The organism is Kribbella sp. NPDC051587, assembly GCF_044453945.1.
Classification (GTDB): domain Bacteria; phylum Actinomycetota; class Actinomycetes; order Propionibacteriales; family Kribbellaceae; genus Kribbella.
This window is the reverse complement of record NZ_JBITDE010000011.1, coordinates 57,999-75,631: the sequence shown is the minus strand read 5'-3', so window position 1 is coordinate 75,631 and position 17,633 is coordinate 57,999. Positions and strand designations below refer to the sequence as shown.

Here is a 17,633-nt window from a genome sequence, read left to right as displayed (position 1 = left end):
GGGTTTACGTAAATTTGATGCCGAAGTCGCGGATCGGCACCTCGTTGCCGTCGCGATCTGCTGTCGGTGCGGGTACGGTCTGTGGTCGGGGCGGGAGGACTGACCGGGAAGGGTCAGGCCGAGGGGAACGGCTCCAGGACTGGTGGCACAGCGGGAACCGCGGGAAGCACAGTGCGGAACGGGCAGGTAAAGTCACTGTGAAGTCCCTGGGGGCCGATTGACCACCTTTCCATATTTGATGTTTGATCAAATATCGGATGAGAGAGGTCGATATGAGGTTGAGGCGTTCCGTCGTCGCGCTGACGGCGGTCCTGGGGCTCGCCCTGGTCAGCGCGTGCAACAGCGGGGACGACAAGGGCACGGACAGCGGGCTGCAGAAGGTCAGTTACCAGACCTCCTTCGGTCAGTTCGGCCGCGAGGCCTACGCGTACGTCGCGCTGGACAAGGGGTATTTCAAGGACGCCGGGTTCGACGTCAAGATCACCCCGGGCAGCGGGACGGTCGACGTGATGAAGCAGGTGGCCGGGGGGCAGGCCGACTACGGCATCGGTGACTTCACCGCGATCGTGATCACCCTCGGCAAGCAGAAGATGCCCGTCACCACCGTGGGCATGATCCATCAGAAGTCGATGGCAGGCCTGATGACGCTCGAGGGCATGGGCATCACCAAGCCGTCGGACCTGGTCGGCAAGAGCGTCGGTGACCAGCCGGGCTCGACCAACCAGGTGATGTTCCCGGTCTGGGCCAAGGCGGTCAACATCGACCCCGGCAAGGTCAACTTCGTCGCGTCACCGCCGCCGGCACTGCCGGCGCTGCTCACGAGCAAGAAGGTCGACGCCATCGGCCAGTTCGTGGTCGGCAAGCCGCTGATCGAGAAGGCGGACAAGGACGGGCGCAAGGCGATCATGCTGCCGTACGGCGACGCACTGCCGCAGTTGTACGGCAACGCGATCCTGGCCCGTGCCGATGTCGCCAAGGAGCACCCGGACCAGGTGAAGAAGTTCACCGCGGCCCTGCTCAAGGGCCTGGACGACGCGATGAAGGACCCGGCGGCCGCGGCGGAGACGCTGAAGAAGTACGTGCCGACGACCGATGTCGGGGTGGCCACCGAGGAACTGAACCTGATGAAGGACTACTCGGTGGTGAAGGACGTTCCGCTCGGCGCGGTCGACACCGACCGGGTGCAGAAGGTCATCGACACCATCGTCGACGCCCAGCAGCTCACCAAGGGTGCGCTCAAGCCGGCCGACGTGGTCACCGTCGATCTGGCGCCGAAGGGCTAGTCATCGATGATCCGGCTGGACGGTGTGGGGCAGGTCTTCGACGGACGCGAGGGCCCGGTCACGGCCCTGGAGAAGATCGACCTGCACGTCCACGCCGGTGAGTTCGTCACGCTGATCGGCCGGTCCGGGTGTGGCAAGTCCACCCTGCTCCGGCTGATCGCGGGACTGTTGTCACCGACGTCGGGCACGGTCCAGGTGGCGGGCGAGCCGGTCACCGGACCGCGCCCGGACGTCGCGTTCATGTTCCAGCGCTCGGCCCTGCTGCCGTGGCGGTCGGTGCTGTCCAACGTGCTGCTGCCGGTGGAGCTGGATCGATCAACCGGTGCCCGCGACAAAGCGGCGTACCAGGACCGGGCGCAGGAACTCCTCGAACTGGTCGGGCTGCAGGGGTTCGAACGGCGGTTGCCGCACGAGCTGTCCGGCGGCATGCAGCAGCGGGTGTCACTGTGCCGGTCGCTGATCCGCGACCCGAAGGTGATGCTGATGGACGAGCCGTTCTCCGCGCTCGACGCGCTCACCCGCACCGAGCTGTCCGAGGAACTGCAGCGGATCAAGATGGAGCTGTCGACCACGATCGTGTTCGTCACGCACTCGATCGACGAGGCCGTCGTACTGGCTGACCGCGCGGTCGTGCTGTCGCCGCGGCCGGGGCGTCTGCGCGATGTGGTCGACATCGACATCCCGCGGCCCCGCAGCCTCGGTCAGCACGCGCATCTGGAGGACGTCGCCCGGATCAGCGCGCGGTTGCACGCGTTGCTCGCGGACAAGACGCCGCCGGTCGCCGAGCGGCTGGTCGACGAGGTGTGGCCGCGATGACGAGGAAGTCGTGGTGGACCGACTCCCGGGCCGCGGCCATCCTGCTGCCGGTCACCGGTCTGATCGCGGTGATCGTGCTGTGGTGGCTGGCCACGATCGTCTTCACGATCCCGGAGTTCCTGGTCCCCAGCCCGGGTGACGTCCTGGCCAGGTTCGTGGCGGACCCGGCGATCCTGCTGCAGGCGGCCCTGGTGTCGCTGCTGGAGACGATCGAAGGGTTCCTGCTCGCGATCGTGATCGGCGTGCCGATCGCGCTGCTGATCGTCCGGTCGGCGATTCTCGAGCGGCTCGTCTACCCGTTGCTGCTGATGGTGAACGCGATCCCGAAGGTGGCCATCGCCCCGCTGCTGGTGGTGTGGATGGGCTTCGGCCAGGGCCCGAAGGTCCTGATGGTGCTGCTGATGTGCTTCTTCCCGATCGTGATCTCGACCGCGCAGGGGATGAAGTCGACCCCGGCGGAGCTGGTCGAGCTGCTGCGGTCGCTGAACGCGAGCCGGAGCCAGGAGTTCTTCAAGCTCCGGCTCTGGCATGCGATGCCGCAGATCTTCACCGGGCTCAAGGTGGCGATCTCGCTGGCCGTGATCGGCTCGGTGATCGGTGAGTTCGTCGGTGCCACGCAAGGCCTCGGCTACCTGATCCAGCAGTCCGGGGCGAGTGCGGACACCGCGCTGGCCTTCGCCTCGATCACTCTGCTCAGTGTCATGAGCCTGATTCTTTTCTACGGTCTGGTGCTGCTGGAACATCTGCTGCTGCCCTGGGCACAGGAGACCCGGTGACCACCCAGGCATCGGACGCCGACCGCCGCGTCCTGGTCCGGCCGTCGTGGCTGGAGGCAACCGTCTCGGCCGTCTTCAGCGCGGTCGGTTTCGAACCGGACGACGCGGCCTCGATCGCGGTCGCCCTGGTCGAGGCGGACCTGCGCGGGGTCAGCTCGCACGGCGTCATGCTCGTGCCGATGTACGTCGATCGCCTGAACGCCGGTGGGGTCACTCGCGAGCGCGAGCTCGACGTCCTGTCCGACGCCGGTGCCGCGCTGGTCGTGGATGCCCGCGGCGGGATGGGCCAGTTGTCCAGCCCGCAGGCGATGGGACAGGCGATCGAACGCGCCGGCCGGTACGGCATCGGCCTGGTCTCGGTGCGGAACGCGCATCACTTCGGCGCGGCCAGCCGGTGGGCCATGCAGGCCGCCCAGGCCGGTTGCGTCGGGATCGCGATGTCGAACACGACACCGTTGATGCCGGCGCCGGGTGGGGCCGAGCGGATCGTCGGCAACAATCCGCTGGCGATCGCCGTACCGACCGCTTCGGGGGTCGAGATCGTGCTCGACATGGCGTTGTCGGCCGTTGCCCTGGGCAAGATCCGGCTCGCGGCGTCGGCCGGCCGGCCGATCCCGGACACCTGGGCCACCGACCCGTCCGGGACCCCGACCACGGATCCGGAGGAGGCCGTGCTCGGCATGCTGCTGCCGGCCGCCGGGCACAAGGGATTCGGGCTGGCGCTGATGATCGACGTACTGACCGGAGTGCTCAGTGGTGGCGGCTGGGGTGACCAGGTCCGCCCGCTGTACCGGGAGCCGGACCAGCCGAACGACTGTGCCCACCTGTTTCTCGCGATCGACCCGGAGCTGCTCGGTGGAGCCGAGAGCTTCCGGAGCCGGTCATCCGGGCTGGCGGCCCGGGTCCGCGGCAGCGCGACCGCTCCGGGGGTGGACCGGCTGTATCTGCCGGGTGAGATCGAGGCGGAACGCGCGGCTCACCAACGGCGCAACGGCGTACTGATCGAGAGGTCGGGACTGGACGGACTCCTGGCGGCCGCACATGCGGTCGGCGCCGTCATCCCGGCCGGAGGGGTACTGAACTGATGGCGAAGACTCAGGTCTCCACGACCGAACTGCACAGCCCGAACGGCGTGTTCTCCCAGGCGACCACGGTCGCGGCGACCGGGCGGCTGGTGTTCGTCTCCGGGATGACCGCGCGCCGCCCGGACGGCAGCATCGCCGGCGTCGGCGACATCCGCGAGCAGACCCGGCAGGTGTGCGAGAACGTCGCCACCGCGGTTCGCGCGGCCGGTGGAATTCTCGCCGACGTCTGCCGGGTCGACGTGTTCGTCCGCAACATGGAGGACTTCGCGAAGATCCACGAGGTCCGCGCGGAGTTCTTCAGCGAACCGTTGCCCGCCTCGACGATGGTCGAGGTCAGCAAGCTGGCGCACCCGGACTACCTGATCGAGATCAATGCGATCGCGGTGATAGGCCCTACTGGAGGTGATTCCATGCGCGGCGTCGAGTGGACCTGAGATGCGGTACGTGATGGTCTGGTACGACGGGTCCGAGCGCCCCGGCGTCCTCGACGGTGACTCGGTTCTGTTGCTGGTGGCAACAGATCTCACCGCGGTGATCGTTGACGGTGCCGAGCTCTCGGGGGTGAAGATCCCTTACTCACCTGGGCTGCTGCGGCCGCCGTTGCGCAGGTTCCGGCGGGACATCCTCTGTACGGGGTGGAACTACTGGGACCACTTCGAGGAGAGCAAGGGCAAGCGCGAGGGGCAGGACGTCGAGCGGCCGTTGCATCCGACGTTCTTCACCAAGGGGCCGGATGTGGTGATCGGCCCGTACGACGACATCGCGTGGGACCCGGCCATCTCGTCCAAGTGGGATTACGAGGCCGAGCTGGCGCTGGTGATCGGCAAGACCGGCCGGAACATCCCGGTCGCGGACGCGCTGTCGTATGTCTGGGGCTACACCTTGGCCAACGACGTGTCGCAACGGGACCTGCAACGGGCCCACGGCGGTCAGTGGCTGAAGGGCAAGAGCATCGACAACACCATGCCGCTCGGCCCGTGGATCGTGACGGCCGAGGAGTTGGGCGACCCACAGGATGTGCAGTTGCAGTGTTTGGTGAACGGTGAGGTGCGGCAGGACGCGTCGACGCGGCAGATGGCGTTCGACGTGGCCACGCTGATCAGTGAGCTGTCGTTCGGGATGACTCTGCGGCCGGGCGACCTGCTGCTGACCGGAACGCCGGCGGGCATCGGCAACGCCCGTGAGCCACAGGTGTTCTTGCAGGACGGCGACGTAGTGGTCACTCGCGCCGACAAGCTCGGTGAACTGCGGAATCGGGTGGTGCTGGTGAGCGAGCGAAGCGAGTTCACAAATAAGCAGAGCGAACCAAGTTCATGGCCGGCCGTAGCGAAGCGAGGACGGGTATGAACGGGCCGTTGGAGCTTCTGACTGGTGGTGGCCGGAGTGGTCGCCGGACTCTGGCTGAGCATGCGGCTGCAGAGCTGCACCAGCTGATCCTGTCCGGTGAGCTGCCCAGCGGTACGCCGTTGCGGCTCGTGGAGTTGGCCAACCGGCTCGAGATGAGCCAGATGCCGGTCCGGGAGGGGCTCCGGCGGCTGGAGGCGCTCGGGCTGGTCGAGATCATCCCGCACCGTGGTGCGTGGGTGCGTGACCTGTCCTTGGAGGACCTGCGGGATACGCACGAGACGCGGCTGGCGCTGGAGTCGCTCGCGGTGCGGGCCGCTGCGGAGCGGTTCACCGAAACCGATGCGGAGAATGCTGCGACCGCGCTGGCTGACCACCTCCGGTTGTCGCAGGCACAGGACCTTGCTGGGGCTCGGGACGCGCATGCGGAGTTCCACTTCGCCATCTACCGGGCCAGCGGGTCGCAGTGGTTGCCGCGGGCGATCGAGCCCGTCTGGCAGAACAGCGAGCGCTACCGGTTCGGCAGCCGGCAGACCGCGGCGATGATCGAGCAGAACCGGGCTGAGCACCAGGCGATCCTCGACGCGTGCGCTGCGCGGGATGTTGACGGTGCTGAGACGGCATTGCATGACCATCTGGCTGGTGCGTTCCAGCGGATCACGGACACCATGACGAGGCGGGCCGAGGGAAGCCAGCACAGTCCGCCTCAGCAGAAGGAGACGCCGTGAAGGTGACCTTTGACGCGACCGGAGTGGTCGTCGTGATCACCGGTGGCGCTCAGGGCATCGGCGCGGCGTTGGCGGCAGCGATCACGTCGTACGGCGGAACTGCTGTGGTCTTCGACGTGGTGCGACCGGCTGATCCGGCGGTCGTGTTTGTTGAGGTGGATGTGGCCGACCGGGAGGCTGTGAGCCGCGCAGTCGCTGGAGTGGTCGCTGACTATGGACGCATCGACGGACTGGTCGTCGGTGCGGCGGTGCAGCCGCGGTCGTCCGTTCTGGAGCTGGACCCGGCCGAGTGGACTCACACGCTCCAGGTGAACCTGGACGGCGTGGTGTGGGCGTGTCAGGCCGTCGTACCGCACATGGTCGCGCAGCGGTCCGGGTCAGTCGTGATGTTCACCTCGGGGATGGCTGCGACGGGCTTTCCGGGCGCATCGGCGTACGCGACGAGCAAGGCCGGAGTGGTCGCGTTCGCGAAGACGCTGGCGGCTGAGGTCGCCCCGGACCGGGTGCGGGTGAACGTCCTGGCGCCAGGCGTGATCGACACGGAACAGTTCCGCAGTGCGAACCAGAGCGCGGACCGGGAGCACTGGCGGGAGACGATAGGGATCGGCGACCCCGAGGACGTGGTCGGCCCGTTGCTGTTCCTGTTGTCCGATGCGGCCACGATGACCGGGTCGACGCTGACCCGGGAGCGTGCGTATTCCGTGCGTCTTCCAGGGAGTGACCTTTGACTGCTGACCAGCTGCCTGTCGTCGTCGTGGGGGCCGGACCGATCGGTCTGACCACGGCTCTCGGTCTCGCCCATTACGGCGTACCGTTCCTGCTCCTCGAAGAGGACGCCACGCTGTCGTCGGACACCAAGGCCGGTACGACGCTCAGCCGGACCCTCGAGATCTGGAACCGGTACGGCGCGGTCGAGGAGATCCTGAACGCCGCTGTCCGGATCGACGAGATCGGTGACATCGACCGGGCCACCAACACGCCGCGGGCGTCGGTGCGGCTGGCCGAGCTGGTGAACGACACCCAGTTCCCGTTCGTGATCAACCTGCCGCAGCAGCGGATGGAGCCGATCCTCGCGGCCGCCCTGGAGCGCGCCGGGCACACGGTCCGGTTGCAGCACCGGGTGACGTCGTTCGAGGTGCTGGACGACCGGGTGGTGCTGCAGGTGGAGACGCCGGACGGTCCGCAGACGCTGGAGGCCGCACAGCTGCTGGCGTGTGACGGTGGGCGCAGCAAGGTGCGTGACGCGCTTGGTGTGCCGGTGGTGGGCGAGACGCTGCCCGAGCGGTACATGCTGATCGATGTCGCGGTCGATCTGGACGTCGACAACGCGCGCGACTACCCGTACCTCGCGTACTTCGCGGACCGCACCGAGTGGATGGTGCTGATCCGGCAGCCGGACAACTGGCGGTTCCTGTTCCCGCTCGCGGCGGGGGCGGAGACGCCGGGTGACGAGGACCTGCTGGTGAAGGTGAAGCAGTTCATCGGTGAGGTCGACCGGATCGAGCTGCTCGGGACAGTCATCTACAACGTGCACCACCGGGTCGCGGAGAAGTGGACCGTCGATCGCAAGGTGTTCCTGATGGGTGATGCGGCGCACCTGATCACGCCGATGTGGGCACTGGGTCTGAACACTGGTGCACTCGACGCGTCGAACCTGCCGTGGCGGCTGGCCTGGGTACTGCGTGGCTGGGCCGATCCTTCGCTGTTGGACGGGTACGAGCAGGAGCAGCGACCAGTGGCGGTCAACGGGTCCGGTGAGATGGCCGAGGCTGCCCGGAAGTACATGTCCCACCAACGTGGTGCGGTGACTGCTGGCACGAGTGACTGGGCGACGGCGTACACGCGGACCCTGCTCAGTGTGCGGTTGGACGTGGACGGCGTGGGTGACTGGTCGATGGTGGCCACGACGGCTGTGCCACTCGCCGTACGGGCTGGTGATCGGGCGCCGGACCTGGCGCTGCAGGGGCCGGCTGGTCGGGTGACCGTGCATGAGTTGGTTCGGGATTCGTTTGTGGCGCTGTACTTCACTGACGTGCGGCGGCGGCCGGAGATTCCGGTCAACGACTCACCTGCGCTGCGCCACTACGCGGTGTCTCGCTGGGATGCGCCTCACGACTCCGGGCTGCGTGACAGGTCGCTGTTCGATCCGGGAAGCGTTGCCACGAACAGGTACGGCGTACCGGCGGAAAGCGTCGTACTGCTGCGTCCGGATGGACATGTGGCGGCTGTGGAGCCGCTGCGGCCTGGTGTGGCCGCGGAGCTGTACACGCGGGTCACTGGCCGACCTGTGCCGCGAGAGGAGAGCTGAGTGGCTTCCTTCGACGAACCATTGCGTGAGCTGTTGGTGCAGACCGATGACCTGGAGTGGGTCGAGAAGTCCTTGGACGGGCTGTCGCACAAGATGTTGTGGCGTGACCCGGAGACCGAGGCGTCGATCGCGCTGGTGCGCTTCGAGCAGGGGACCGGGATCCCGTCGTCGCATCAGCATGCGTCGAATCAGTTCATGTTCTGCCTGAGCGGACGGTACGTGTACGTGCCGACGGGAGTGACGCTGACCAAGGGCAGCTTCTACTGGAACCCCAAGGGCTGCGTGCACGGGCCGACGCTCGCTGAGGAGACGTCGGTGCTGCTGGAGGTGTACGACGGTCCGCACTATCCGGAGCGGCCGGAGTTCTACGACAACGACGAGGATGCGCGCTGACATGCCGGGCTGGGACGTCCACACACACCTGATACCGCCGACCGTCCTCACGGCGGCGTACCGGGGTGAGTATGGGCTGTCCGTCGACAGCGGCTCGTTGGTGGTCGACGGACAACGGCTGCCGCTCAAGCGGCTGGCGGACCCGGCTGCGCTACTGCAGTGGATCGCAGACCAGGACCTGGAAGGCGCAGTGGTCTCGGTACCGCCCGCGCTCTTCAGGTACGACGCTGGCGTCGAGTGGGCCGAGTTAGTGAACCAGGGGCTGCGGGAGCTCGCCACTCCGCAGCTGCGGGTGCTCGGCCAGTTGCCGCTGCTGGATCCGGCCGCTCCGGCCGTGGCTGCTGGGCTGGCGCGTGAGGGAGTCTTCAGCGGGTTCGCCCTCGGTACGCCGGACTACACGGGGCTGGATGCGGTGTGGCAGGTGCTGCACGAGCTGGAGGCCTTCACGCTGATTCATCCGGGACACAGTGACGACAAGCGGCTCCGCTCGTTCTATCTGTCGAACCTCTTGGGGAATCCATACGAGACCGGGCTGGCCGCGGCGTCGCTGGTCTTCGCGGATGTGCCGGGCAGGTTCCAGGGGATCAGGTTCTGTTTGTGTCATGGGGGAGGGGTGACGGCGGCGGTGGCCGGACGGTGGCAGCGCGGGCTGGAGACAGCCCGGCCGGGGATCGAGCCGCTCTCGATGCCGGTGACCGAGGCGATCCGCAGCTTCTACGTCGACGACCTCGTGCACGACGAGGCCATGCTGCAGCTGCTCGTCCGGACGTTCGGCGCCGCCCACGTGCTGGCCGGCAGCGACTGGCCGTTCCCGATGGGTAGTGACGAGGTGGTGGGCGAGCGTGCGGTGACTGCTGGGGAGCTGACCGCGCCACTGGCCAGGGAGGTCTCGGCCCGGTGAGGTGGCGGTTTCTTGTGAATGTTGTCGTGATCAGATATCAAATGGGGGACGGATGAGGTCACAGGAGGGGACTGCGCTGCGCAGTCACGGACCTGGGCCGGAGCTGGCGGTCGAGGAGATCTCGTTGACCGCCGGTCCGGGCGAGACTCTGGTCGAGATGCGGTTGGCCGCGGTGACGTCGCAGGACCGGGCAGTGCTGGGCGGCAAGCAGCCGGATGCGCCCTTCACGCCAGGCTCTGAGGGTTACGGCGTAGTGATCAGCTCGTCGGTCGCCGAGACCGGTGCTGGGGTCGTGCTGCGTGGTGAGGGGATCGGTGTGACCCGGCCCGGACTGTGGGGACGGTACGCCGTCGTACCGGATGCTGCTGTGCACGCGGTGCCGGCGTCGATGGAGCCGGCGACTGCACTGGCGTTGCTGACACCGGCGTTGACGGCACACACCGCCGTACGGCGAGTTGGTCAGGTTCTGGCCGGAGAGACGGTTGTCGTCACCGGCATTACCGGACTGGTCGCGCGGTTGTGCGCAGCGGTCGCTCGGTCGGCCGGTGCGGCGCGAGTGATCGGGTTGGCCGGAGTCAGCGAGTCCGTAGCGCTGGTGGGGGATCTGGTCGACCAGATCGTTCGCGTGGACGAGCTGGGTCAGGTCGGTCGGGACCTGTCGTGGTGTGACCTCGCGGTCGACACTCTGGGCGGGCCGGTGACCAGCGGGGTGCTCGGGCACATCACACCGGGCGGGCGAATCGCCCTACTGGGTTACAAGACTGGTGAGTTCACAACACTCGATCTGCATCAGCTGATCGGTCGCGACCTGCGAGTGCTGCCGGTCAACGTGCAGCGGACGACGCTCGAACCCGGTGCGGTCGGACAGGCGCTGGCGGACATCGCACCGGCGCGGCTGCGGCCGGAAGTCGACCTGTTGCCGGCCAGCCGGATCAGTGAAGTGCTGGACAGATCCGCTTCCGGTGCACGGATTTTGCTCGACCTGACGGCCCTTGGCGGAACTTCGAGCTGAGCAATCTGTTGGTGGAGGCGCGGTGACGGCCTTGCCTGCCGTACGGTTACCTCCCAGAGCTGTTCTGTGTGGAGGAGAGAGGCAGCCCGCGCCCAATGACCCGACGACTCGAGCTCACGCCCGGTGGACCGACCGGCCGTCGTACTCTCGCCGAGGAAGCTGCCGCCGAACTGCACGAGCTCATCCTGTCCGGTGAGCTCCCCAGCGGCACGGCGCTCCGGCTCGAGGAGCTCGCCAAACGGCTCGACATGAGCCAGATGCCGATCCGCGAAGGGCTCCGCCGGATGGCCGCCCTCGGACTGGTCGAGATCGTGCCGCACAAGGGCGCCTGGGTCCGCGAACTGTCCGTCGAGGACCTCCGCGACACCCACCAGACCCGCCTGGCCCTGGAGTCCCTCGCCGTCCGCGCCGCTGCCACCCGCTTCACCGACGCCGACGCCGCCGCCGCCCGCACGGCGCTGGCCGAGCACGTCCGCCTCTCCAAGCTCGGCGACAACATCGCCTCCCGCCAGGCGCACACCGAGTTCCACTTCGCGATCTACCGCGCCGGCGGCTCCCGCTGGCTCCCACGCGCCATCGAACCCGTCTGGCAGAACAGCGAGCGCTACCGCTTCGGCTCCCGCCAGACGAAGGCGCGCATCGAACAAACCCGCCGCGAACACCAAGCCATCCTCGACGCCTGCACCGCCCACGACGAGGCCGGCGCCGAAACCGCCCTCCGCGACCACCTCGAGGGCGCCATGAAACGCATCACCGAAACCATGGAACGCCGTACCAACAGAACCTGACGATTTCAGGCAGCGATGTCGAAATCGCCGGGCGAGCCTCTACCTCTGGTCAAACGCACCACCTAGACCAGGAGAACCACAGTGAAGCTCGCCCTAGCCATCGCCGTCTCGGCCATCGCAGTCTTCGTCGTCAGCAGCATCTGGTACGTCGCCTTCGCCGCCCAACGCAAAGCCCACCTCCCCACCGCGGCCGACGAACGCCCCGCCCCCTGGAAGGCCGCCCTGGAGCTGCTCCGCAGCGCCCTGGTCGCCTCACTCGTCGCAGGCCTCGCCGCCCACCTCTCAGCCGACAGCGTGGGCAAGGTACTCCTGCTCGGCCTAGCCCTCTTCCTCGGCTTCCCCTTCGTCCTCCTGACCGGCTCTGTCATCTGGGACAACGTCAACTGGCGCCTAGCCGCCATCCACGCCGGCGACTGGCTCTTAAAGCTCCTAGTGATCAGCGTCGTAGTCGGCCTGTTCCGCTGACCCACCCCTCAGGCAGGTACGTCGCCCCACCGTAGGTAGCCGTCGTTCACCTGCGGCAGGTCCGGCGAGTGGTACTTCGTAGGTGCCGGGTGTCCGTCGACCAACGCACTCGCAACCTCGTCGAGCATCTCGCCGACCCCGCTCCAGCGTGGCGGTGGCTCCATCACACCCTCGTCCCACTCCGAGATGCACCCGAACTGGTCACCATCGCGCAGATCGACGAACAGGAGACCGCCGTCATAGGCACCTGCGACGGGAAGGAAGCTGTCGAGCCAGTTCGTCGGCCGCTGCCCGGCCGGTTCGCTCTCACTTGCCCACGGCCCGGTGCCGTCGATCCGGTGCCGAATCTCCTGATGAATCTTCCGCGCTGACAGCATGTCCATGATCGGAAGGAGGTTGTAGAACGGCGGGATCAGGTAACCCCCTACGTAGCGGTGGTTGGTCCCGTCGGCGATCTGCAGGTACTCGACCAGGTCGGTCGGGAGCGGACGGTTCATCGCGGCCTGGAGATAACGCAGGTCGACTGCAGTTGCCGGTGGGTTGATGTGAGGCACTGTCGCCGGGTGGTTGGCGGCAAGCCACCCGACGATCCGGTCCCACGACGTGGCAACGCTCACGTGGTCAGTCGGCGAGGTGGGCGGGGAAGCCGCCGGTGGCTAGTGGGCTCCAGCGGGTGGGGGTGATGCGGATGAGGCACTTGCCTTGGGCACGCATCGCCTCGCGGTACTCGTCCCAGTCCGGGTGCTCACCGGAGATGGAGCGGTAGTAGTCGACGAGGGGTTCCACTGCGTCCAGGAGCTTGATGACCTCGCCCTCGCCGTCCACCTGTACCCAGGCGCCGTTCCACTCGTCAGAGAGCACGACGACACTCGTCTGCGGGTTGCGCTCGACGTTGGTGCTCTTCGCGCGCCCCGGGTACGACGAGATGACGATCCGTCCCTGCTCGTCCACTCCACCCGACACCGGCGACGCCTGCGGCGTACCGTCTGCCCGCGTGGTGATCAGCAGCATGTGATGACGAGGCCGCACAAACTCCAGCAACCCCTCAAGATCAACCTTCGTGTTCGTAGCAATAGTCCGAGCCATGCCTGCACCTTATTCCGTCACTCCCTCGCCCACCGAAGCACCGTGCGCGCCCACCGAAGCCACCGTGCGCGGCGATCGAAGCCACCGTGCGAGTGTGAGGAGTCGCCGGGCGAGTGTGGGGAATTGGTCGCCGGTAAGGGTTTTCCGGCGGCATGGTCGTCACACTCGAGTCGGCGAGTGCGTGTGGGAGGTCAGGCGACGCGGGGGTGGTGGAGCCAGCGGCGAGATGTGAGGGCACTGGCCAGGCAGGCGCTGTGGGCCGCTTGGATGCGAGTGATCAGGCCAGACGGGTTCCGCAGGTCCAGAGCGGTGACTCGAAGTACGGTCAGACCGCTGCGTTCGAGATTCTCTTCACGGTGGTTGTCCCTGGTTTGCTGGCCGAGCTCCCAGTGGTATTCGCCGTCGTACTCGAGAGCAAGACCGGCGACAGCCTCCAGCAGGTCGACGATTCCGAGGAATCTCCCGTCGAGATCGTGGACCGGCGCGTTGACGAGGAGCTGCGTCAGGCCCGCGGCGCGGCAGATCATCCGCAGCCGTGACTCGGGTGGTGAAGCTGCTCGCCCGTTGAGCAGCGGGATCGCCTCACGTAACTGGCGGACACCGCGACGCCGTGAGTGTGCGGCTTCATATGCTGCGATCGCCGCCGGATCCGCGAGCCCGGCGTGGATGAGGCAATCGCCTGCAACCACTGCCTCGGTCAGGTCTGGAGCAAAACGCATCAGGTCGTACGCCGTCCGGACGCCGACGGTGCACCGGATGCCGGCCACCTCCGTGACGTCCTCGGAGCCCAAAGCTGCGCGCAAGGACCGGATGCCGGAACGATTCACCACGCTGTTCGGCGGAATCGCCACCAGCACGGGCTCACCGAGCCGGCCCTGCCCGGCGACGGCCGATCCCCAGCCACCGTCCAGAGTCGTCACACCCTGCAGGTAAGCGGAGGCCCAGCCACCCAGGACACCGCCGTACGGCATGACTGCGACCGCATCCAGAATGCGCTGCCTGATGGGATCCCTGACCTGCGTGGACCGGTGATATCCGAAATGCGGCGAGACCCAGGATCCCGATTCGAGTTGTGCCCGCGTGACTCCCGTACTGAGCAGGTCCATCCTGCGACGAGGCAGGAACCCGCGACCGATGTATTCCATCACCCCACGATGCCGGAACGACGGCTTGCCCCCCGTGAGTTATCCACAGCTAGGTCCTCCACTGAAGCCACCCTGCGTCGTTCTCTGCCACCGAAGCCACCGTGCCACCCAGGACGGCTTCAGCGAGTGTGACGACCGAGTCGCCGGAAAGCCCTTGCCGACACCCTGGTCCTCGCACTCGGCAGCTGACTCCTCACACTCGCACGGTGGCTTCGGTCGCGGGGCACGGTGGCTTCAGTGGCGAGGAGGGGGGCTTCGGTGGGCGGGAGTGCTGCTGAGGGTTGGTCAGAGGACCGGGGTTTCGTGGACGGCGAGCCAGTGGGAGCCGGTGAGTACGGCGGTGGTTCGGCGGGCTGTGCCGATGGAGTGTTGTTCCAGGAATCGGCAGACGGCGGTGGTGCCGGACTGGGTGAGGACCTCGAACTGGTCGATGGTGATCTTCAGGCCCGGTACGGCGTTGTGGGCGGTGGCGAGTCCGCCGATGAGTTCGTCGAGGGTGACTTTGGCGCCGTCGACGGTGATGAGGGTGAAGTCCGGGTGGTGGGCGGTGCGGAACTGGTCCAGGAGCTCTGGACCGCCTTGGCCACTCAGCCAGGCGGCGAGGGTGTCGTGGTGGCGGACTACGGCGTCGTACAGGGTGTCCATCAGAGGTCTCCGTCGCAGGGGATCAGTTGGTCCAGTTGGTCGTCGGTGAGCTGGTTGATCCGGTCCTTGGCGCGCTGGGCTTGGGGAGTGGTGGGGATCTTGCCGGCCAGCAGCATTGGGAGCGCTAGCTCGTAGCCGGCGCGGGCGCGTGGGGAGTAGCGGTGCCGGGTGCGGGCGACGGCGGAGGAGACGCGGAGGGCGTGTTCGTTGCGGGACTGGGCGTCCGGACGGTCGGTCTCCTGGGCGGCGAAGCGGAAGCCGTTCGCGAGGTCGCAGGCGGCGCATCCGAGCGGGCCGGCGCCCAGGCCGGAGCCGCACTCGCTGCACGTCAACTGTTTGAGGGCGCCGTCGACGACTCGCCAGTCGAACTCAGAGGTGTCCTGGAGGACGACCTCGGCCAGTTCACGGGCTTCCGGCGTACCGGGGGTGACGTCGGACTCGGCGCAGAGGGCGAGCCAGGCGGCGTCGATGCTGTTCTCAACCTCCTGCAACGCGCTGCGGAAGCGGGGGTGGTCGACGCGGAGCATGATCGGACCCTAGCGTTCTGAGGGGTTGCGGACGACCGGATTGACACAGTCGAACAGGTGTTCGAACATGGGGTCATGACGGGGATCACGGCGCTCGACGAGGCTCGTGCCTTCCTGTCCAAGACCCGGGGGACGAAGGCACGGGTGCAGCAGGCGCTGGACACGGCGACGGTGGACCGGGGGTTGCCGACGTCGCCGGTGGTCTCCGAGCTGCTGGCGGGTGCTCCGCTGCGCGGTGGCGCGGTGTATTCGGTGCAGGGGTCGACCGCGCTGGTGATGGCGCTGATGGCGGGGCCGTCCGCGGAGGGGGCCTGGTGCGGGGTGGTCGGGCTGCCGTCGTTCGGCGCGGAGGCGGCGCGGGCGCTCGGGGTCGACCTGGAGCGGCTGGTGCTGGTGCCGGACCCCGGGACGGACTGGCTCAGTGTGGTGGCGGCGCTGGTCGACGCGCTCACGGTCGTGGTGGTCCGGCCGCCCGGTGAGGTGACGCCGGGGGAGGCGTCCCGGCTGGCGGCTCGGTTGCGGACACGTGGTGCGCTCCTGATCGCTTCTGGCTCCTGGCCGGGCAGTGAGGCGCGGCTGGAGATCGAGAGCAACACCTGGACCGGCCTCGGTGAGGGCGAAGGGCTACTCGCCGCCCGCCAAGCCACGGTCGCCGTCACCACCCGCCGAGCCGGCACCACCCCAACCCGTCACCACCTCTGGCTCCCAGCCCCCGACGGCACCCTCCGCACCATCACACCCCCAGCTCTCACCACCGCCCCGAGTTGGCAGGAAGAAGCAGTCGGGTGAGGCGGGTGATGGTGGTCTGGGTGCCCGACTGGCCTGTGGTGGCGGCCGGGGTGGGTGACGGGGCTGTGGCGGTGTTGGAGAAGGGGAAGGTGCTGGCTACTTCGGCGGCTGCTCGGCGGGAGGGGGTGCGGCGGGGGCAGCGGGCCCGGGAGGCGCAGGCGCGGTGTCCGGAGCTGGTGGTGGTGAAGTACGACCCGGTGACGGATACGCGGGCGTTCGATCCGGTGGTCGAGTGTCTGGAGGCGCTGACGCCGGGGGTGCAGGTGATCCGGCCGGGGATGTGCGCGGTGCAGGCGCGCGGGCCGGCGCGGTTCTACGGGAGTGAGGCCAAGGCCGCGGAGAAGTTGCTCGACCGGCTCGAGACGTTCGAGGTGCCAGGAGGGCGGATCGGGGTTGCGGACGGTCCGTTCGCGGCCGAGCAGGCGGCTCGGGCGAGCTCGGAGCAGACGCGGGTGCTGGTGGTGCCGCCGGGGGAGTCGCCGGGATTCCTGGCACCGCTCAGCGTCGACGTACTCGAGCAACCGACGCTCACCGGTCTGCTGCGCCGGCTCGGGCTGCGGTCGCTGGGGGCGTTCGCGCAGTTGCCCAGCGCCGAGGTGCTGACCAGGTTCGGTCCGGACGGCGCTTTCGCGCACCGGCTCGCCCGTGGGGTGGACGACCGGCCAGTGGTCGCGAGGGAGGTGCCGCCGGAGCTCACCCGCACGCTCGACTTCGAGCCGCCGGTGGACCGGGTCGACCAAGTGGCGTTCGCGGTCCGGTCGGTGGCCGACGAGCTGGTCGCCCGGCTGACCGAGCTCGGCGGAGTCTGTACGACGTTGCGGGTCGAGGTCGGCACCGAGTCCGGCCGGATCCACGAGCGGGAGTGGCTGCACCCGCGCTGGTTCACCGCCGCGGACGTGGTCGACCGGGTCCGCTGGCAACTCCAAGGCAGCGGTACGGCGACCAGTGGGCTGACCTCACCGGTCACCCGGCTCCGCCTGATCCCCGAGCAGGTGGACCCGATCGGCTCCCAGGCCGACGGCCTGTGGGGTGGCGGACCGGACGAGCGGATCCACCGCGCGCTGACGCGTGTCCAGAGCATGCTCGGCCACGGCGCCGTCGTCTCAGTGGTGGTCGGCGGCGGCCGCGGCTTCGCCGAACGCCAGACCCACATCCCCTGGGGCGACCGCCCGGTCCCGGCGCACGCCCCCGATCAGCCCTGGCCCGGCGCCATCACCGCCCTCGCCCCCACCACCGTCTTCCCCGACCCCCTCCCCGCCCAGGTCTACGCCGCCGACGGCACCCACGTCTCCGTCACCGCCCGCGGCGACCTCTCCGCCGCCCCCACCGCCTTCCGCCTCGCCCCCGGCCGCCGCGTAGCCGACAGCAACAAGCTCCACCCCATCACCGCCTGGGCCGGCCCCTGGACCACCGAAGAACGCTGGTGGGACCCCACCACCACCTCCCGCCAAGCCCGCTTCCAGTTCGTCACCGCCGACACCCGCGCCTGGCTCTTCACCCTCCGCCACAACACCTGGCACCTCCAAGCCACCTACGACTGAC

At 68.2% G+C, this 17,633-nt stretch carries 21 protein-coding genes; 16 read left to right on the top strand and 5 right to left on the bottom strand.

What is annotated here, in order from left to right; genetic code table 11:
- The first annotated feature begins 272 nt into the window (after positions 1-272).
- From ACIA49_RS31335 to ACIA49_RS31270, 14 genes are all read left to right on the top strand, one after another.
- Positions 273-1,283, top strand: a complete 1,011-nt coding sequence (locus ACIA49_RS31335; RefSeq protein WP_396381334.1) for an ABC transporter substrate-binding protein — start codon at positions 273-275, stop codon at positions 1,281-1,283.
- Between the two features lie 6 nt (positions 1,284-1,289).
- Positions 1,290-2,099, top strand: coding sequence for an ABC transporter ATP-binding protein (locus ACIA49_RS31330; RefSeq protein WP_396381332.1), 810 nt, complete (start codon positions 1,290-1,292; stop codon positions 2,097-2,099).
- Complete coding sequence (locus ACIA49_RS31325; protein ID WP_396381330.1) at positions 2,096-2,875, top strand: ABC transporter permease; 780 nt, start codon at positions 2,096-2,098, stop codon at positions 2,873-2,875. The genes ACIA49_RS31330 and ACIA49_RS31325 overlap by 4 nt, the downstream gene beginning before the upstream one ends.
- On the top strand, positions 2,872-3,960 hold the full coding sequence (locus ACIA49_RS31320; protein ID WP_396381328.1) for an Ldh family oxidoreductase: 1,089 nt from the start codon (positions 2,872-2,874) through the stop codon (positions 3,958-3,960). Before ACIA49_RS31325 ends, ACIA49_RS31320 begins: the two co-directional genes overlap by 4 nt.
- Positions 3,960-4,394 carry a RidA family protein gene (locus ACIA49_RS31315; protein WP_396381326.1) on the top strand — a complete coding sequence of 145 codons (435 nt, stop codon included), beginning with the start codon at positions 3,960-3,962 and terminating at the stop codon, positions 4,392-4,394. The genes ACIA49_RS31320 and ACIA49_RS31315 overlap by 1 nt, the downstream gene beginning before the upstream one ends.
- 1 nt (position 4,395) lies before the next feature.
- Positions 4,396-5,307, top strand: a complete 912-nt coding sequence (locus tag ACIA49_RS31310; protein WP_396381324.1) for a fumarylacetoacetate hydrolase family protein — start codon at positions 4,396-4,398, stop codon at positions 5,305-5,307.
- On the top strand, positions 5,304-6,032 hold the full coding sequence (locus ACIA49_RS31305; protein WP_396381323.1) for a GntR family transcriptional regulator: 729 nt from the start codon (positions 5,304-5,306) through the stop codon (positions 6,030-6,032). The genes ACIA49_RS31310 and ACIA49_RS31305 overlap by 4 nt, the downstream gene beginning before the upstream one ends.
- Positions 6,029-6,760, top strand: coding sequence for an SDR family NAD(P)-dependent oxidoreductase (locus ACIA49_RS31300; RefSeq protein ID WP_396381322.1), 732 nt, complete (start codon positions 6,029-6,031; stop codon positions 6,758-6,760). The genes ACIA49_RS31305 and ACIA49_RS31300 overlap by 4 nt, the downstream gene beginning before the upstream one ends.
- Positions 6,757-8,340: an FAD-dependent monooxygenase gene (locus tag ACIA49_RS31295; protein ID WP_396381320.1), complete on the top strand. Its 1,584-nt coding sequence runs from the start codon at positions 6,757-6,759 to the stop codon at positions 8,338-8,340. The genes ACIA49_RS31300 and ACIA49_RS31295 overlap by 4 nt, the downstream gene beginning before the upstream one ends.
- Positions 8,341-8,733, top strand: a complete 393-nt coding sequence (locus ACIA49_RS31290; RefSeq protein ID WP_396381319.1) for a cupin domain-containing protein — start codon at positions 8,341-8,343, stop codon at positions 8,731-8,733.
- The gene (locus tag ACIA49_RS31285) at positions 8,723-9,634 is read left to right on the top strand and encodes an amidohydrolase family protein (RefSeq protein WP_396381317.1); all 912 of its coding nucleotides are present in this window, start codon (positions 8,723-8,725) and stop codon (positions 9,632-9,634) included. The genes ACIA49_RS31290 and ACIA49_RS31285 overlap by 11 nt, the downstream gene beginning before the upstream one ends.
- A 52-nt stretch (positions 9,635-9,686) precedes the next feature.
- Entirely contained in the window at positions 9,687-10,646 is a 960-nt protein-coding gene (locus tag ACIA49_RS31280; RefSeq protein WP_396381315.1) for an alcohol dehydrogenase catalytic domain-containing protein, read from the top strand.
- A 95-nt stretch (positions 10,647-10,741) separates the two neighbouring features.
- Positions 10,742-11,434, top strand: coding sequence for a GntR family transcriptional regulator (locus tag ACIA49_RS31275; RefSeq protein ID WP_396381314.1), 693 nt, complete (start codon positions 10,742-10,744; stop codon positions 11,432-11,434).
- Between the two features lie 81 nt (positions 11,435-11,515).
- Entirely contained in the window at positions 11,516-11,899 is a 384-nt protein-coding gene (locus ACIA49_RS31270) for a DUF1761 domain-containing protein (protein ID WP_396381312.1), read from the top strand.
- An 8-nt stretch (positions 11,900-11,907) separates the two neighbouring features.
- Here ACIA49_RS31270 and ACIA49_RS31265 read toward each other — a convergent pair whose 3' ends face one another.
- The 5 genes from ACIA49_RS31265 to ACIA49_RS31245 form a co-directional block, all read right to left on the bottom strand.
- Positions 11,908-12,516: an SMI1/KNR4 family protein gene (locus tag ACIA49_RS31265; protein WP_396381311.1), complete on the bottom strand. Its 609-nt coding sequence runs from the start codon at positions 12,514-12,516 to the stop codon at positions 11,908-11,910.
- A 4-nt stretch (positions 12,517-12,520) separates the two neighbouring features.
- The gene (locus tag ACIA49_RS31260) at positions 12,521-12,985 is read right to left on the bottom strand and encodes a PPOX class F420-dependent oxidoreductase (protein ID WP_396381309.1); all 465 of its coding nucleotides are present in this window, start codon (positions 12,983-12,985) and stop codon (positions 12,521-12,523) included.
- Between the two features lie 191 nt (positions 12,986-13,176).
- The gene (locus ACIA49_RS31255; RefSeq protein ID WP_396381307.1) at positions 13,177-14,130 is read right to left on the bottom strand and encodes an endonuclease domain-containing protein; all 954 of its coding nucleotides are present in this window, start codon (positions 14,128-14,130) and stop codon (positions 13,177-13,179) included.
- Between the two features lie 285 nt (positions 14,131-14,415).
- Positions 14,416-14,775, bottom strand: coding sequence for a hypothetical protein (locus ACIA49_RS31250; protein ID WP_396381305.1), 360 nt, complete (start codon positions 14,773-14,775; stop codon positions 14,416-14,418).
- Positions 14,775-15,302 (bottom strand): hypothetical protein, encoded by a 528-nt coding sequence (locus tag ACIA49_RS31245; RefSeq protein ID WP_396381303.1) that lies wholly within the window; start codon positions 15,300-15,302, stop codon positions 14,775-14,777. The genes ACIA49_RS31250 and ACIA49_RS31245 overlap by 1 nt, the downstream gene beginning before the upstream one ends.
- A 75-nt stretch (positions 15,303-15,377) precedes the next feature.
- Here ACIA49_RS31245 and ACIA49_RS31240 point away from each other — a divergent pair, with 75 nt between their 5' ends.
- On the top strand, positions 15,378-16,091 hold the full coding sequence (locus ACIA49_RS31240) for a hypothetical protein (RefSeq protein ID WP_396381302.1): 714 nt from the start codon (positions 15,378-15,380) through the stop codon (positions 16,089-16,091).
- 20 nt (positions 16,092-16,111) lie between these two features.
- A complete protein-coding gene (locus tag ACIA49_RS31235; RefSeq protein ID WP_396381301.1) occupies positions 16,112-17,632 on the top strand; it encodes a DNA polymerase Y family protein in 1,521 nt (506 codons plus the stop codon).
- The last annotated feature ends 1 nt before the right edge of the window (position 17,633 follow it).

What these genes read in the sequence shown, in the direction of transcription:
- ACIA49_RS31335 (WP_396381334.1), top strand. Translation starts at nt 273, where the DNA reads ATGAGGTTGAGGCGTTCCGTCGTCGCGCTGACGGCGGTCCTGGGGCTC.
- ACIA49_RS31330 (WP_396381332.1), top strand. Translation starts at nt 1,290, where the DNA reads ATGATCCGGCTGGACGGTGTGGGGCAGGTCTTCGACGGACGCGAGGGC.
- ACIA49_RS31325 (WP_396381330.1), top strand. Translation starts at nt 2,096, where the DNA reads ATGACGAGGAAGTCGTGGTGGACCGACTCCCGGGCCGCGGCCATCCTG.
- ACIA49_RS31315 (WP_396381326.1), top strand. Translation starts at nt 3,960, where the DNA reads ATGGCGAAGACTCAGGTCTCCACGACCGAACTGCACAGCCCGAACGGC.
- ACIA49_RS31310 (WP_396381324.1), top strand. Translation starts at nt 4,396, where the DNA reads ATGCGGTACGTGATGGTCTGGTACGACGGGTCCGAGCGCCCCGGCGTC.
- ACIA49_RS31305 (WP_396381323.1), top strand. Translation starts at nt 5,304, where the DNA reads ATGAACGGGCCGTTGGAGCTTCTGACTGGTGGTGGCCGGAGTGGTCGC.
- ACIA49_RS31285 (WP_396381317.1), top strand. Translation starts at nt 8,723, where the DNA reads ATGCGCGCTGACATGCCGGGCTGGGACGTCCACACACACCTGATACCG.
- ACIA49_RS31280 (WP_396381315.1), top strand. Translation starts at nt 9,687, where the DNA reads ATGAGGTCACAGGAGGGGACTGCGCTGCGCAGTCACGGACCTGGGCCG.
- ACIA49_RS31275 (WP_396381314.1), top strand. Translation starts at nt 10,742, where the DNA reads ATGACCCGACGACTCGAGCTCACGCCCGGTGGACCGACCGGCCGTCGT.
- ACIA49_RS31260 (WP_396381309.1), bottom strand. Translation starts at nt 12,985, where the DNA reads ATGGCTCGGACTATTGCTACGAACACGAAGGTTGATCTTGAGGGGTTG.
- ACIA49_RS31255 (WP_396381307.1), bottom strand. Translation starts at nt 14,130, where the DNA reads ATGGAATACATCGGTCGCGGGTTCCTGCCTCGTCGCAGGATGGACCTG.
- ACIA49_RS31250 (WP_396381305.1), bottom strand. Translation starts at nt 14,775, where the DNA reads ATGGACACCCTGTACGACGCCGTAGTCCGCCACCACGACACCCTCGCC.
- ACIA49_RS31245 (WP_396381303.1), bottom strand. Translation starts at nt 15,302, where the DNA reads ATGCTCCGCGTCGACCACCCCCGCTTCCGCAGCGCGTTGCAGGAGGTT.
- ACIA49_RS31240 (WP_396381302.1), top strand. Translation starts at nt 15,378, where the DNA reads ATGACGGGGATCACGGCGCTCGACGAGGCTCGTGCCTTCCTGTCCAAG.